Origin of the sequence: Streptomyces sp. NBC_00086, from assembly GCF_026343255.1 — a bacterium.
GTDB lineage: Bacteria > Actinomycetota > Actinomycetes > Streptomycetales > Streptomycetaceae > Streptomyces.
This window is the reverse complement of record NZ_JAPELZ010000001.1, coordinates 7,800,698-7,814,751: the sequence shown is the minus strand read 5'-3', so window position 1 is coordinate 7,814,751 and position 14,054 is coordinate 7,800,698. Positions and strand designations below refer to the sequence as shown.

Genomic DNA, 14,054 nt, shown 5'->3' with positions numbered 1-14,054 from the left:
GAGGCATGGAGACACGTTCGTTCTCACTTGGAGTCGTCGATGGCCGTTCGCCGTGTCGTGCCCAACATCCGGTCGGAGGCCGCGGAGGAGAGCCGGGAGTTCTACGGCCTCCTGGGCTTCGAGGAGGTCATGAACCACGGCTGGATCATGACCCTCGCCTCCCCGTCCAGCCCGGCAGCGCAGATCAGCGTCATGACCAGCGACAAGACCGCACCCGTCGCCCCCGACATGAGCATCGAGGTGGACGACGTGGATGCGGCGTACGCGGTCATGCGGGAGAGCGGCGCCGAGATCGTGTACCCCTTGCAGGATGAGGAGTGGGGCGTGAGGCGGTTCTTCGTCCGCGACCCGAGCGGACGGGTGGTCAACGTACTGGGCCACCGCTGACGCAGGCGCGCCAGCGCGCGAAACGCGAACGCGGCGGGCTCGGCGAGAATCGTCGGCGGTGACTGCCGCTCTGCCGACGGGCCGGCCCGGCGTTTCGCGCTGGACGGCCGTCAAGGCCGCTAGGGGCGGACGGTGCGGGCCGGCATCGACCAGCGCGTAGACCGACGCTCCGTCCGGCCCGGCCACGCCCATGGTTGCGGCCCCGGCCAGCACCAGCCGCCACAGAACCGGGTGACGTCGCAGAGGGCGGATTCCCTGGCGGCCTGGGCGCCCCATCGTCGGGCCTCAGCGGGGCCGGGCCGCCGAACTGGACGAACTGCAGCGCACCCAGGAGCGGGGGCGACCAGTACGTGGATGCAAATTGCACTGACGGATCGTGCCCAGGGTCTTGCGCGACACCCCGTTCCGTTTCTACTCTCCCGGCCAATGGTTAGGAAATATTCCTAACCATTGGCCGGTGCTCCGGATCGGCCGCTCCCCCCACTCGCGCAGCACTCACCCGAGGACGCCCGATGTCACGAGCACATCAGCAACGTTCCGCGCACAGAGACCGGCGCCGCCCCCAGTGGCACCGCCCGCTTGCGGCCTTCGCCGCCCTCGCCGCCTCCGTGGCGGGCCTCACGGCCCTCAGCGCCCCCACTTCGACGGCCGCCGCAACCACGGCCACGGCGGCCTTCGGCGCCACCGCCGCCGTCTCCGTCACGCCCCTCGGCCCGGGTGACACCGCCCCGGTCCTGGTCTCGCAGGGCAAGCCGGTGACGGCCTCCTCGGTGGAGGCGAGCGGCTTCCAGGCCGGCAAGGCCGTGGACGCCAACGCCGCGACGCGCTGGGCCAGCGTGGAGGGCGTGGACCCGCAGTGGATACGCATCGACCTCGGAGCGGCCCACACCATCAGCCGGGTCAAGCTCAGCTGGGAGGCCGCGTACGCCAAGACGTACAAGATCCAGACCTCGGCTGACGGGACGAACTGGACCGACGTCCACTCCACCAGCACCGGCGACGGCGCGACGGACGACCTGACCGTCACCGGCACCGGGCGCTACGTCCGGATGTACGGGACCGCCCGCGGCACCGCCTACGGCTACTCCCTCTGGGAGTTCGAGGTCTACGGCTCCCCCGCCTCCGGCGGCTCCGACACCACCGCGCCCAGCACTCCGGGCAGCCTGCGCTCGACGGCCACCACCGCGAACAGCGTCTCGCTCGCCTGGAACGCCTCCACCGACAACGTGGGCGTCACCGGCTACGACGTCTACCGGGGCGCCGCGCGCGTGGCGACGGCCACCGGGACCTCGTACACGGACACCGGCCTCACGGCCTCCACCGCCTACGGCTACACAGTCAAGGCGCGGGACGCGGCGGGCAACGCATCCGCGGCGAGCAACACGCTCAGCGTCACCACCCAGCCCGCGGGTGGCTCCGGTCCGGCGGTTCCGTTCGGCAGCCACGCCCGGCCCTACGCGGCCGGGACCCTGAAGCCGACCGGCGCCCAGGGCACGCTCGACCAGAAGACCATCGACTACTACACCGCCTGGAAGTCCGCGTTCGTCCGGCAGAACTGCGGCAACGGCTGGTACCAGGTCATCTCCCCCGACGCCGACCACCCGTACGTGGCCGAGGCGCAGGGGTACGGCATGGTGATCGCCGCGACGATGGCCGGCGCCGACCCGGACGCGAAGAAGATCTTCGACGGTCTGACCAAGTGGACGATCGACCACCCCTCGGCGGTCAACCCGGATCTGCTCGCCGCCGAGCAGGACACCGCCTGCCGGAGCGTCAACGGCGGTGACGGCGCGACCGACGGCGACATGGACGTCGCGTACGGGCTGCTGCTCGCCGACAAGCAGTGGGGCAGCGCCGGCACGTACAACTACAAGGCGCTCGCGATCAAGCACATCAACGCGATCAAGAAGGACGAGCTCAACCCGTCCACCCACCTGCTCAAGCTGGGCGACTGGAGCAGCTCCGGCGACCAGTACTACTACATCTCCCGCACCTCGGACTGGATGGTCGACCACTTCCGGGCCTTCCGGACGGCGACGGGGGACGCGGCCTGGGACACGGCCCGTACCGCGCACCAGAACCAGATCACCAACCTGCAGGCGTCCTACGCGCCGAACACGGGCCTCCTGCCCGACTTCGTCGTCAACACCAACACCACCCCCAAGCCCGCCCCCGGTCAGGTCCTTGAGGACCCGAACGACGGCGCCTACTGGTGGAACGCCTGCCGGACCCCGTGGCGCATCGCGGACGACGCGGTGACCAGCGGGGACGCCAAGTCCCTCGCGTCGGCACAGAAGCTCAACAGCTGGATCAAGGGCAAGACGGGCGGAGACCCGAACAAGATCGCCATCGGCTACAAGCTCGACGGCACCCAGATCTCCTCCGGGAGCGAGGCGGCGTACTTCGCCCCCTTCGCCCTCGCGGCCATGACCGACCCGTCGAGCCAGGCCTGGCTGGACGCGCTGTGGAACAAGATGCTGGGCGCCCCGATCGACACCAGCAGCTACTTCTCGGCGAGCATCCAGCTCCAGGTCATGATCACCGCCTCCGGCAACCACTGGGTCCCGTAACCCCCTGACGCACTGACCGGCCCGTCCCCACCGGGTCGGGCCGGTCAGGGAAGGAACGTCACTGCCGGGAAGGCCGGGGACGGCCCGTCGAGCAGGTGCCCCGGACGGCGGCGCAGGTGCTCGTCGAAGAACGCGAGCGGGTAGGCCTGCTGGATCCTCACCGCCTGCTCGGGGTCCAGGGTGCCGATCACGTCCTGGAGTTGCTGCCCGGTCCATCCGTACAGCTTCGCCACTTGCGGGAACAGCGCCTCGTTGTCGCCGTAGGAGATGTGAGCCGCCCCCTCTGCCCGGATGTCCAGCCGCCACCCCCGCAGGTGCGACCAGAACGCGGCGACCGCGGGATCCGTGGCCCGGCCGAACTCGGCGGACATCATCATGAACGGCCGGTCCAGGTCGCCGGCCAGCGGCGGATTCATCTGCATCGGGCCGTCGAGGCTCAGCCCGGCCCGGATGCGCTCGTCCGCGAGCGTGGCGCAGGCGGTGGCCGTACCGCCCTTCGACCAGCCGAAGGCGCCCATGCGCCGCGGGTCGAGTGAGCCGAGCAGCCCGGCCGGCAGCCTCTTGCGGTCGACGTCCGGATTGCACCCCGCGGCCATCTGCTCGACGCAGTCGAGGACGAAGCGCAGGTCGGCGGCAAAGTCCCCGGGCAGCGTCGGCGCATCCCGGTCCTGGAGCGGAACGGTGACCCGGCCGTCCGGGAACTCGGTGTACGTGTCGTACTGGTGAGCGATCGTGACGGCCGCGTATCCGTGGCTGGCGAGCTCCTGGACCACGACGGTGTGGTCGCCCTGGTGGCTGTGCGCGCCGTGCGAGAACACGACGACGGGCAGCCGCCGGTCCGACCTGTGCACCGGAGCGCCCACATGGCCGGCGGTGAGCGGCCCCAGGGAGGCCAGATCACCGAACCCGGCGTCGTCGACGAACGCCTGAAAGGCCCCGGCCGGCATCCAGGGCGCCACCGGGTACCGCCGGACGTCCCGGGCGGGGTACCAGACGGTGGCCATCAGCTCACGGAAGTTTCCGGGGTCCGCGATGGCGTCAGGGCGCGACCGGTCGACGAGGTGCAGCTGGACCGTGCCCACGGGGTGCGGCCCGGTCGGCGCGGGCAGCGTGAGCCGCTGCGAGGCCTGGGCGGTCGCGGCCGGGGCGGCCCACGCGGGGCCGGTGGCGGCCAGCGGCACGGCGGCGCCGACGGCGAGCGCGGCTCCCAGGACGCGGCGGCGCGTCACGCCCTCGCGGTCGGTGAACGGTGTGGTGGTCATGGACCCTCCCCTTGCTGACGCATCGTCAACCGTGCCTCGACGGACGGTCCGTGGGCACAGGGGAACGCTGTCACGGGCCGTCTCGCACGGCATCGGCTCACCGATGTACAACGGGCGAGGCCCTAGACCCCCGGGTTTACGTCCCTGGGCCGATGCGGTCCGCGATGGCGTCCGGTAGCCGGGCGCCCTGCGCGGCGCGAGCCCGCGTCCACTCAGATCAGCTCGCTCAGCTCAGTTCAGCTCAGTTCAGTTCAGCTCAGTTCAGTTCAGTTCAGTTCAGCTCCAGATGATGCCGGGCGGGCGCACCGCGGCGCACACGGGCATCCCGCAGCGGTCCGTCAGTCCCAGCTCCCCTTCGGCTGCGCCCCGTTCGACGAGCTGCGGCGGGAGATCGTCGAGCATCAGCTTGGCGCGGCGGAACATCGTGAACGCTCCGCCGTGCGGCAGTTCTCCCCACGTCAGGTACAGGAACCGGCCCCCGCGCCGTCCGTGGACGTGGGGCCCGCGATAGTCCCGAGCCCCGTCCGGCGCGGCGACCACCTCCACGGTGAACTCCCAGACCGCCTCCGCGGCGTCCCCGGGAACAGCTCCTTCGGGCTCGCGCCCGCGCTGCACGGCGACATGGACGTCCCGGTATCCGCCGCATTCACGACCCGGGAGATCGCGGCCGACGATACGAAGCGAGAGTGATGGCATACGCACCACCCTGCCACGCATCCTCCGCCCTCCTCGGCCAGGGCTTCAGGGGTCGGAGCGTCGGCTCTGCCCACCGGAAAGGAAGTCCCGGAACACCCGCGAGGAGCGCGGATTCTGCCCGCACTGCCACACCCCGTGCGGGCAGAAGTCCGTGATGCTGTGGTAGAGCGGCCTGTGCTCTTCGATCCATTCCAGCATGCGCCGCACGTACTCGGCGTTGTCTCCGTGCCGGAACAGCCCCCACTCGGGGTACGAGATGTCCTTGCCGTGGGCCCTGGCGAAGTCGACCTGATGCCGCAGCCCGTACGGCTGGGCGACCTGCTCGTCGAAGGTCCGGCCGGGTTCCTGGTCGTACGAGTCCATCCCGACGACATCGACCACGTCGTCACCCGGGTAGCACCGGGTCCACGCGATCGCGTCGCCGCCACGGTTGGGGGCGAAGTCGAAGCGGAAGTCCTGCCCCTCGACGGAGCGCATGGCGACCACGATGCGCCGCCAGTACTTCTTCCAGTTCTCGGGGTCGGGCCGGCACCGGTGGGTGTAGTCGAAGCCGTTCATCTCCCAGCCGAGCACGATCACCGTGTCCGGCACGTCGAGGTCGACCAGACGCTGGGCCAGCCGCCGGAAGTGGTGGTCGTGCGTGCCCCGCGCACCGGTGCGGATCAGCTCGGCGACGCGGGCGTCGGCAAGGCGGGCCTCGTTGCGCTCCTGCATGGGCACGTTCAGGACGAACAGCCGGTCCGCCTTCTCGTTGCGCCACCGCGCCCAGGTGCGCAGGGAATCGGGTGCCCCCTCGATGTTCGCCCAGGTGTCGCCCGGCAGGTAGGTGTGCCCGGCGCGCAGCTCCGTACCCCCCAGCCAGCGCGAGAGCTCCTGCATCCGCTCGACGCCGGGCGATCCGTAGTGCAGGTAGGCACCCACCGCGATCTCACTGCCGGCGCTCGTCCCGGAGTCCTCACGATGCGGCGTCTGGACGCCCTGGGCGCCCCCGGTCAGGAGCAGACCGATGGCGACCGTAGTCGCGCAAACCCCCGCCAGCAAGCTGCGTCGACGGGACATGGCACCTCCACAAGCTGCGCGAGCACCGATGTGTCTGGCAGCGACGTTAGGCATCTGATCCGATGCACGGCCTGTCCAGTGTCCCGATGCTGGGCCATTCGCCGCACCCACCCGCCCCCGCTTGACCCGAACGGATGAAGCCTTACCGGCACACCGGGCAGGCACTGGACACGGGCGCCCGGTGGTGTGCGGCCGGGCCCACGGTTCCCGCTGCCGGGGCCCGCTCCGGTAGCGTGGCCGGGTGATCTCCGGTGACACCCTCCTGAAGCGGCTGCGGGAGCTGGCGGCCCGAGTCCCGTTCGACCTCGCGGTACAACCCGGCGTCGCGGCGGCCGACTTCGGACGCTGGCCCGTACCGGTTCCGGCCGAGGCCCGCGAACTGCTGGGCCGGCTCGGCGGCTTCGCCGTTCCGCCGGTGGAGTTCACGCTCACCGGCCACCCCCGCCAGGCCGGCGACCACGGCCTGCCGCACCCCCACTGGCTGGTCACCGACGACGGGGGCGGCGGCGTCACCTGGGTCGACATCGAGGCCGACGGCCGGTGGGGTCAGGTCCTGATGCAGTACCGCGAGGGAGGCCTCCACGTCGAGGCCGATTCGCTGCCGCACTGGCTCGACCGGCTGATCGGCACGGCGGAGGAATTGGTCGAGGAGACCGGCTTCGAGGAGGGAGTCCAGCCCTACGCCGACGATTTCTGGGACCTCCTGCACCTCGACGGCCCCGAACTGCCGGTGCACCTCGCGGCCGAACTCCGCGGCAGTCCGGACCCGGTGGTCGCCCGCCTCGCCGCCCGCGTGCCGGACGGCGCGCTGATCGCCGACCTCCGCGGAGCCCTGCCGGGCAGCCGCGCCCGCTTCGACCGGAAGCTCAGGAGCTATCGCCTGGCCCGGGCCGTGGGCGGCCCGGTGTTCGCCGCCGTTCCCGGCGAGGACTGACCCCGGGGCCCGTAGGAAATCCGGTCACGCAGGCATCCCCCGGGGACCTGCCGCGGCCACGACAGGCGAACGGCGTCCGGACGAGCCGGGAGCACCGGTCCACCGGTGACGTCACGGCACAGGCACGGGCACCCGCACCCGCACTGCGCCAACCCGGCAACGTGTGACGGCCGCATACCGACGGACACCCCCGTGACGGCCTTGTCCGGCATACGGTCGAGTGACCGGCCGACCCCTGCCGGCAGCACCGGAACAGGAGCAGCCCATGCTTCTCTACGCCCAGACCCCGGCACGGCGGAACCGACAGATCCTCGCGGACCTGGTCGCCGTCCTGCTGATCGCCGCCACGGTGACGTTCGCCCTGACCGTCCACGGCGCGATCATGCGGCTGGCCGAGCCCGGACGCAAGGTCGAGAGCTCCGGCGAAAGCCTCGCCGGCGCCCTCGCCGAGGCCGGCGACACCGCCGCCGACGTGCCGCTCGTCGGCGGCCTCCTGAGGAAGCCGTTCCGGTCGGCGGCCGACGCCGGCACCGGACTCGCCGACGCGGGCCAGTCGTTGCAGGACGTCGTCAGCCAGGTGGCCACGCTGGCCACAGTCGCCCTGATCGTCCTCCCCGTGGCCTTCATCCTGCTGCTGTGGCTTCCCCTGCGCGTGCGCTGGATCCGCCGCAGCGCCACCATCCGGGACCTCCTCGACGCACCCGGAGGCGCCGACCTGCTCGCCCTGCGCGCCCTCACCGGACCGCCGCGCGCCCTCTCCACGGTCCCCACCCCCGCCGGCGGCCTCGCCGATGCCTGGCGCCGCGGCGACCCGCAAGTCATCGCCGACCTGTCCGAGATCGCCCTCAGGCGGGCGGGCCTGAAGCCCTGACGGGCGCAGCGGGGAAGAGGACCGGGCCGGGAGGAGCGGTGCGGACCCGTCGGAAAATGCCTCGACACGCATCGCGCTGATCAGGGATCCTTCGCGCGATGACAAGAATCGACGACACGCCGCCCGCGTGGGACGAGCGCACGCAGCTCACCACGTTCCTCGACTACACCCGCAGCACCGCCCTCGCCAAGTGCGCAGGCGTCTCCGCGGAAGACGCCGGCAAGGCACTCCTGCCGGGCTCGCCGCTGATGACCCTCAGCGGATTGATCAACCACCTGCGCTGGGTCGAGTACTACTGGTTCCAGGTGGTCTTCCTCGGCGAGGAGGACCACGGCCCCTGGACCGACGAGGACCCCGACCGCGAGATGCGCATCGCCGTCGACTTCCCGCTCACGCAGTTGCTCGACGAGTACGCGGAACAGAGCGCCCGCTACCGCGAGCTGGTCGCCGGGAACGACCTGGACAAGCAGGCCCAGCGGCCCATCCGCGACGGCCGCCACGTCGACCTGCGCTGGATCCTCCTCCACCTCACCGAGGAGACGGCCCGCCACAACGGCCACCTGGACATCCTGCGCGAGATGCTCGACGGCACGACCGGCAGCTAGTGCTGTGACCTGAGTCGGCGCGGTCCTCGCCCACCAACCCTCCCCGTGCCGTGGTGGGGATGGTGGGCGCGCCGCGGGTGACCGCTACACCGCCCGCCCCTCGAAGTCCTCCTCGAAGTAGCTGTCGTGCCGCACCCGGAACTCCTTGAGTTCCTCGCTGCCGCGCTGCGCCATCTCCGCGACTCCTTCGAAGAACTCCTCGCGCGGGGCACCCGGGGCGAAGAGCATGAGCATCGACGTGGGCTCGTCCGTCACGTTCTTGAAGGCGTGCAGACCGCCGACGGGAACGAACAGGAAGTCACCGGTGCGGCCCGTCACCCACTTCTCGCCGTTGAAGAGCTCCAGCTCTCCGGAGAGGACGTAGAAGGACTCCGACATCGCCTTGTGGAAGTGGGTCTTGGCGCCGGCCGCCCTTGCCGCCAGATCCACCTTGTACAGGCCGTAGTCGCCGCCGGTCGACGCGTGCGTGGCGAGGTAGCGGTAGGCGTCACCGCCGGGCGAGACGAGGTCCGGCGGGGTGTCGGCGGTGCGGAAGGACGCGTTCACCTCGCCCCTGTCCCCTTGGTAACGGGCTTCGGGGTACTGCGGGTGCTGCGGGTACGACATCGTGCTCGCTCCTGTGGTTCGGTTTCGGCATTCCGGCGCTTGGTCGGACGGCCGGTGGAAGATCAGGCCCTCACGCCGGCGTGCGGGGTTCGTGGTCGTCTTCCCCCACCTGTCGCACGACGCCGCAGGGCAGTCGTTCAGGCTTCGAGGAGCTCGGAAGGACCGGTCTCGAAGAGGGTGGCGTTCGCCTTGGAGCCCGACTGCCGCAGGGCCTTGAGCTCCTGATACTCGGGAGCGTCGTACCAGCCGCGGGCGGCGGCCAGGTCGGGGAACTCTATGAGGACGGGGTAGGTCAGCATCGGCTCTCCCTCCACCGGGTCGATTCGGCCTCCGACGGCGAGGTAGCGGCCGCCGTGGCGCTCCACCACCGCGCGCACGCGCCCGGCGTACTCGGACAGCGCAACCGGGTCGGTGACCTCGATGTTGTCGAAGAGCGCGTACGCGGTCATGGGAATCTCCTCGCGACTGTGGCAACATCGTCCCGGTCGGGACAGTCCCGAATTTACTACCGATCGGGACAGTTCCGCAAGGAAGATTCACGGACGGCAAGGTGGTGAAAGCGATGGACGGAACAACGGACGGCTCGACCGCTGACGCGATGGACGAGCTCTTCGGCGACCCCCGCTGGGAGGCCTACGGGATGCTGCGCGAGGCGTACCTGGCCGTGACCAGGCGCATCGACGGGGAAGTCAGCCCGGGCGGCGACCTCGAAGCGTCGATCTCGGACCTGCTGTTCCGCCTCGCACGCACCCCCGGGCACTCCCTGCGCACCGTCGACATCACGCGGGCCCTCGCGACCAGCACGACGCGAACCACACGTCTGCTGGACACGGCCGAGAAGCGCGGCCTGGTGACGCGGGGGGCCCATCCGACCGACCGGCGCGTCACTCTCGTCATGCCGACCCCTGAAGGCCTCAAGGAGGCGCGCGCCCGGGGGAACCTGGCCCTGATGTCGACCCAGCGGCACATTCACGACGTGCTGACGGCCGAAGAGATCTCCGTGATGATTCCGATCCTGAGGAAGATCCGCGACGCCAACCAGTGAAAGGCGGCCGAGCGCGGCGACGTCGTCGTGGTACCGCCCGGGCGGCAGCACGCCTTCGCCGCGGCTCCGGGCGCGACTACCCGTCGGTGACGGCGGCCCGCGTCCGCTCGGCGAGGTCTTCGACCAGGGAGATGCCGGCCTTCTGCGAGGCCTGACCGTCGCAGAGGACCGCGAGCAGCAGGGTGTGGCCGTCCGCCTCCACCCGGCCGATGCTGTTGACCACCCACAGGCCGCTCTCACTGCGCGCCAGCCAGCCGTTCTTCAGGTGCACGGACCCGGATGCGTCCAGGCCCGCCGATATCCCCCAGTCCTGGTCGGGGGCGATCGAGCCCATGAGCCCGCGCAAGTACGCCCGGGCATGGGCGGAAAGCACCGAGTCCTCGCCGAACACCGCCTGGAGCAGGCGCACTTGGTCGGCGGGCGTCGTCTGCGTCAATCCCCAGTACGCGCCGTGGCCCGGCGTCGTCTCGGTGAGGCCGAGCCGCAGGTTGGCCTTCGCCAGCCCGTCCGCGCCGCCGATGGCATCCCACAATGCGTTGGCCGCCGCGTTGTCACTGTTCTCGATCATCACGGTGGCCCAGCGCTGCTCCTGGGCGGTCAGTACCCGCCCCGCGTCCGAGGCTTGCAGGAGCAACGCGGCAAGGATGTCCACCTTGACGATGCTGGCGGTGACGAAACCGTGTGCGGCGCCGACCTGGGCACTCGCACCGGTGGACGGGTCCAGCACGGCGACGGCCGCGTTCCCTTGCGCTCCCGCCAGCACCTCACGGACCGCCTCCTCGACCTTCACCTGGGCAGATGGGGTGGGTGATGCGGTCGGCACCGGGGTTGCCGCCGTGGAGGCCGCACGCGCGAGCGTGACGTCCTGCGGGTCCGAACGCGCATGGGCGAAGGTGATTCCGCCTACGAGCAGGGCCAGGGTTGCGAACGTCGCGAGCCGACTGCGGGTTCGCGAAGGTGATCTATGCAATGCCATGAAGCCGAAGCTAGGAGGGCAGCATGGGGATCACATGGGAGCCACCTCTCGATCTCCTGTGAAGCCCGGTGCCACACGGGGCCCGGCTCCATGGCGGCGCGCACCCCGGAGCCGGCCGCCCCGGCGCCGGGCCCCCGCAGGATCCGGCCCGGCCCTACGGGGCGTTGCCTCCGCCGGGCGCGCCGCTCGGCGGCTGGCCTCCGCCTCCCGGGGCTCCGCCTCCCGCGTTCTCCGCGTCGGGGTCGATGCCGAGGGTGAGGGTGCCGACGTACCCCTGGGTGGTGTCGCCGGTGACGGTCATCAGCCCGTCACTCGCTCCGCCGCCGCCGTAGACCATGTCGTCGGCGAGTTTGGTGGGGGTGCCGCTGTGCTGCGCGTACGGGGACAGCGCGTACACGGCCTCCCCGTACTTGTCGTCGAAGAAGAGCTGGCCGGTGTAATTGACCTTGCCGCCCTCGTAGGAGCCGTCCGCCGCCGCACCGCCGGTGTGCACCTTGAGGTGGATGTGCGTGACGCGTGGCGTGTACCAGCCGGGGAAGATGGTGGTGAACTCGACCACCCCGTCCTCGCCCGCGATCTGGTAGCCGCGCAGGTAGGTCTTGTCGTCGGCGCCGCTCGTGTCCTCGCTTTCGGCCGGCGCCTTGCCGCCCGGATTGGCGGTGGTCCAGCCGGAGTAGTAGCCCCAGGCATCGCAGTGCCAGATCTCCACGGCCGCCCCCGCGACGGGGGCGCACGATTCGGTGGTGTCCTGCACCGTCAGCCGCACGGTGAGCGGCACACCCTTCTTGCCCTCCCCGATGTCCTTGCGCACCAGAGCTCCATCGAGGTAGTACGGCCCCTCGGTCACGTTGGACATCAGTACGCACTGCCCCGTCCCCGAGGACACCGCGCCCGACGAGGAGGCGGAGGCCGAGGAGGAAGGAGCCGCGGTGGTCTCGCCGGAGCTCCCGCAGCCGACCAGCGCGGCTCCGGCCGCGCCGACGGCAGCACCGCCGAGCATCAGTACGCGTCGCCTGTTCATGCTGTTCTCATCCATGTCCGGCACGCTAGGCGGCCTCCCCAGGCGCGCACTGTCCCTGGCCTGTGGCACGGCTGTGGACTCACCCGGCCGCTTCCGCGAACCTGAGTACGCCTACTCATGCCGGCCCGGACCGGTCGGAGGAGCATGGGCGGTCCGGGCGTGCGGGCGGAAGGCGGGGGCATGAGCAGGTCTCTGGGGGTGGCGGCGGCCGTCGTGACGGCGGTCGCGGCACTGGTCTTCGCCTACGCGACGGGGGCGCCGACCGCGGTGGTGTTCGCCGTCGGGGCGGGCTCGCTCAGCCTCCTGTGGCTGCTGCTCCTGCTCACACTGCCCTGGAACCTGTACTTCCGCGCCCATGCGGTGCTCGCCGAGATCAAGGTGAGCCGCGAGAAAGGCATCGAGGTCTCCCCGGCCCGGGACGCCGAGGCCGCGCGCATCGCCCGCACCATGCTCCGCGCGGCCATCGCGGGCCACGTCCTGACGGCCGCGGTCGTCCTCGCGGTCACCTGGGCGACGGGCGAGTTCACGGGCTACTGGTTCGCCGCGTTCTTCCTGCTGAGCACCCTCTTCCGGCCGGCCGGTGCCTACTTCGGCCAGCTCCGGCGGCGCCTGGGCACCCTCCTGAAGGACGTCACGTACCCGCGGGACGACGTCGTCGAACTGCAGGCCCGGCTGGGCCGGGCCGAGGCCGGGACACGGGCCCTGGAAGAGAAGGCGGAGGAGCAGTACCGGGCCCTCGCCGAACTGCGCCGCACCATGGACGCGCTGGCCCTGAGCTCCTACGAGCGGACCGAGGAGACGAACCGCAGGATCACGGCCCTGGGCAGGGAGTTCGAGTCCACGGTGAACCGCCTCACCGACAACCAGGAGATCATCGCCGGCGTGAAGGCGTTCCTGCGCCTGCTGCGCTCCCCCGACGCGACCGACGACGCCCCGGCCCCCTCATAGCGTGCCGCCGGGCAGGAGCCGGAAGGGACGCCCTACGCCGATTCTCGGTGGACCAGCTCCGTGGGCAGGATGACCGCGGCCGGCTCCTCCCCCGCGATGCGGGCGAGGAGCATCCGCACCATCTCGGAGCTGATCCGGTCCCAGGGCTGGCGGACCGTCGTCAGCGAGGGGCGGGAGGAGAGCGCCGCCGGGGAGTCGTCGAAACCTCCCACCGCGATGTCCTCGGGGACCCGGCGGCCCGCCCGGGCCAGGGTGTCGAGGACGCCCTGGGCCATGAGGTCCGAGGCCACGAAGACGGCGTCGAGGTCCGGGGCGCGGTCCAGGAGCAGGCGCGCCGCCTCCTCGCCGCTCGCGCGGCTGTAGTCGCCGGTGACGATCAGGGCCTCGTCGACGGGCAGGCCGTACTCGGACAGGGTCTCCCGGTAGCCCGCGAGGCGTTCGACGCCGCCGGGGGTGTCGAGCGGGCCGGTGACGGTGGCGATCCGGCGCCTGCCCGACTCGTACAGGTGGCGCACCATGTCGCGGGCGCCGTCCCGGTCGTCGGCGGCGACGTAGCCGATCTTGGCGGTCTGGCCGAGCGGTCTGCCGCAGGCGACGACCGGGACGCCCGCCTGGTGCAGCCGGGCCACGACCGGGTCGCCGTAGTGGCTGGAGATCAGGAGGACTCCGTCCACGTGACCGGCTTCGATGTACCGCAGGTTGCGCCGGCGTTCGTCCTCGGTGCCCGCGATCATCAGCAGCAGGGGCACGTCCTGGGCGGCGAGCGCCTGGCTGCAGGCCCGCAGCAGCACGTTGAAGTTCGGGTCCTCGAAGAACCGCTCCTGCGGCTCGGTCAGCAGGAAGGCCACCGAGCCCGACTTGCCGGTGATCAGCGAGCGGGCGTGCCGGTTGACGACGTAGCCCGTCTTGCGGATCGCGGCGTCGACGGCCGCTTTCGCGGTGGGGCTGACGTAGTGCCCGCCGTTGAGGACACGCGAGACGGTACCGCGCGATACGCCCGCCTCGGCCGCCACGTCGTGGATCGTCGCCGGGCGACGCCTGCTCGCTGCTGTGCTCATGCTGTGTTTTCCCTCC

The 14,054-nt window shown here is 71.2% G+C and carries 14 protein-coding genes and 1 pseudogene; 7 read left to right on the top strand and 8 right to left on the bottom strand.

What is annotated here, in order from left to right; genetic code table 11:
• Positions 1–39: 39 nt before the first annotated feature.
• Both OG276_RS35385 and OG276_RS35380 read left to right on the top strand, forming a co-directional pair.
• A complete protein-coding gene (locus OG276_RS35385) occupies positions 40–387 on the top strand; it encodes a VOC family protein (RefSeq protein ID WP_266911816.1) in 348 nt (115 codons plus the stop codon).
• A gap of 512 nt (positions 388–899) precedes the next feature.
• Positions 900–2,957, top strand: coding sequence for a glycosyl hydrolase family 8 (locus OG276_RS35380; protein WP_266911814.1), 2,058 nt, complete (start codon positions 900–902; stop codon positions 2,955–2,957).
• A 44-nt stretch (positions 2,958–3,001) separates the two neighbouring features.
• Here OG276_RS35380 and OG276_RS35375 read toward each other — a convergent pair whose 3' ends face one another.
• The 3 genes and pseudogenes from OG276_RS35375 to OG276_RS35365 all read right to left on the bottom strand — a co-directional run.
• Positions 3,002–4,219, bottom strand: coding sequence for an acetylhydrolase (locus tag OG276_RS35375; protein ID WP_266911812.1), 1,218 nt, complete (start codon positions 4,217–4,219; stop codon positions 3,002–3,004).
• 276 nt (positions 4,220–4,495) lie between these two features.
• Positions 4,496–4,915, bottom strand: coding sequence for a DUF5990 family protein (locus OG276_RS35370; protein ID WP_266911810.1), 420 nt, complete (start codon positions 4,913–4,915; stop codon positions 4,496–4,498).
• Between the two features lie 87 nt (positions 4,916–5,002).
• Positions 5,003–5,974: pseudogene (locus OG276_RS35365) on the bottom strand (glycosyl hydrolase); the annotation flags it as partial.
• A 241-nt stretch (positions 5,975–6,215) separates the two neighbouring features.
• Between OG276_RS35365 and OG276_RS35360 the strand changes: the two are divergent.
• From OG276_RS35360 to OG276_RS35350, 3 genes are all read left to right on the top strand, one after another.
• A complete protein-coding gene (locus OG276_RS35360; RefSeq protein WP_266911808.1) occupies positions 6,216–6,908 on the top strand; it encodes a hypothetical protein in 693 nt (230 codons plus the stop codon).
• Positions 6,909–7,173: 265 nt separating this feature from the next.
• Entirely contained in the window at positions 7,174–7,779 is a 606-nt protein-coding gene (locus OG276_RS35355; RefSeq protein WP_266911806.1) for a hypothetical protein, read from the top strand.
• A gap of 98 nt (positions 7,780–7,877) precedes the next feature.
• The gene (locus OG276_RS35350) at positions 7,878–8,384 is read left to right on the top strand and encodes a DinB family protein (protein ID WP_266911804.1); all 507 of its coding nucleotides are present in this window, start codon (positions 7,878–7,880) and stop codon (positions 8,382–8,384) included.
• Between the two features lie 84 nt (positions 8,385–8,468).
• On the opposite strand, the gene OG276_RS35345 is transcribed toward OG276_RS35350, so the two are convergent.
• Positions 8,469–8,990, bottom strand: coding sequence for a cupin domain-containing protein (locus OG276_RS35345; RefSeq protein ID WP_266911802.1), 522 nt, complete (start codon positions 8,988–8,990; stop codon positions 8,469–8,471).
• 137 nt (positions 8,991–9,127) lie between these two features.
• A complete protein-coding gene (locus OG276_RS35340) occupies positions 9,128–9,439 on the bottom strand; it encodes a DUF1330 domain-containing protein (protein WP_266911800.1) in 312 nt (103 codons plus the stop codon).
• 113 nt (positions 9,440–9,552) lie between these two features.
• Here OG276_RS35340 and OG276_RS35335 point away from each other — a divergent pair, with 113 nt between their 5' ends.
• Positions 9,553–10,035, top strand: a complete 483-nt coding sequence (locus tag OG276_RS35335) for a MarR family winged helix-turn-helix transcriptional regulator (protein WP_266911798.1) — start codon at positions 9,553–9,555, stop codon at positions 10,033–10,035.
• Positions 10,036–10,111: 76 nt separating this feature from the next.
• Here the strand turns inward: OG276_RS35335 and OG276_RS35330 are convergent, their stop codons facing one another.
• Together OG276_RS35330 and OG276_RS35325 are read right to left on the bottom strand one after the other, a co-directional pair.
• The gene (locus OG276_RS35330; RefSeq protein WP_266911796.1) at positions 10,112–11,011 is read right to left on the bottom strand and encodes a serine hydrolase; all 900 of its coding nucleotides are present in this window, start codon (positions 11,009–11,011) and stop codon (positions 10,112–10,114) included.
• A gap of 154 nt (positions 11,012–11,165) precedes the next feature.
• Positions 11,166–12,047, bottom strand: a complete 882-nt coding sequence (locus tag OG276_RS35325; protein ID WP_266911794.1) for an intradiol ring-cleavage dioxygenase — start codon at positions 12,045–12,047, stop codon at positions 11,166–11,168.
• Positions 12,048–12,212: 165 nt separating this feature from the next.
• Here OG276_RS35325 and OG276_RS35320 point away from each other — a divergent pair, with 165 nt between their 5' ends.
• On the top strand, positions 12,213–12,980 hold the full coding sequence (locus tag OG276_RS35320) for a hypothetical protein (protein WP_266911792.1): 768 nt from the start codon (positions 12,213–12,215) through the stop codon (positions 12,978–12,980).
• Between the two features lie 32 nt (positions 12,981–13,012).
• Here the strand turns inward: OG276_RS35320 and OG276_RS35315 are convergent, their stop codons facing one another.
• Positions 13,013–14,038, bottom strand: a complete 1,026-nt coding sequence (locus tag OG276_RS35315; protein WP_266911790.1) for a LacI family DNA-binding transcriptional regulator — start codon at positions 14,036–14,038, stop codon at positions 13,013–13,015.
• Positions 14,039–14,054 lie beyond the last annotated feature (16 nt).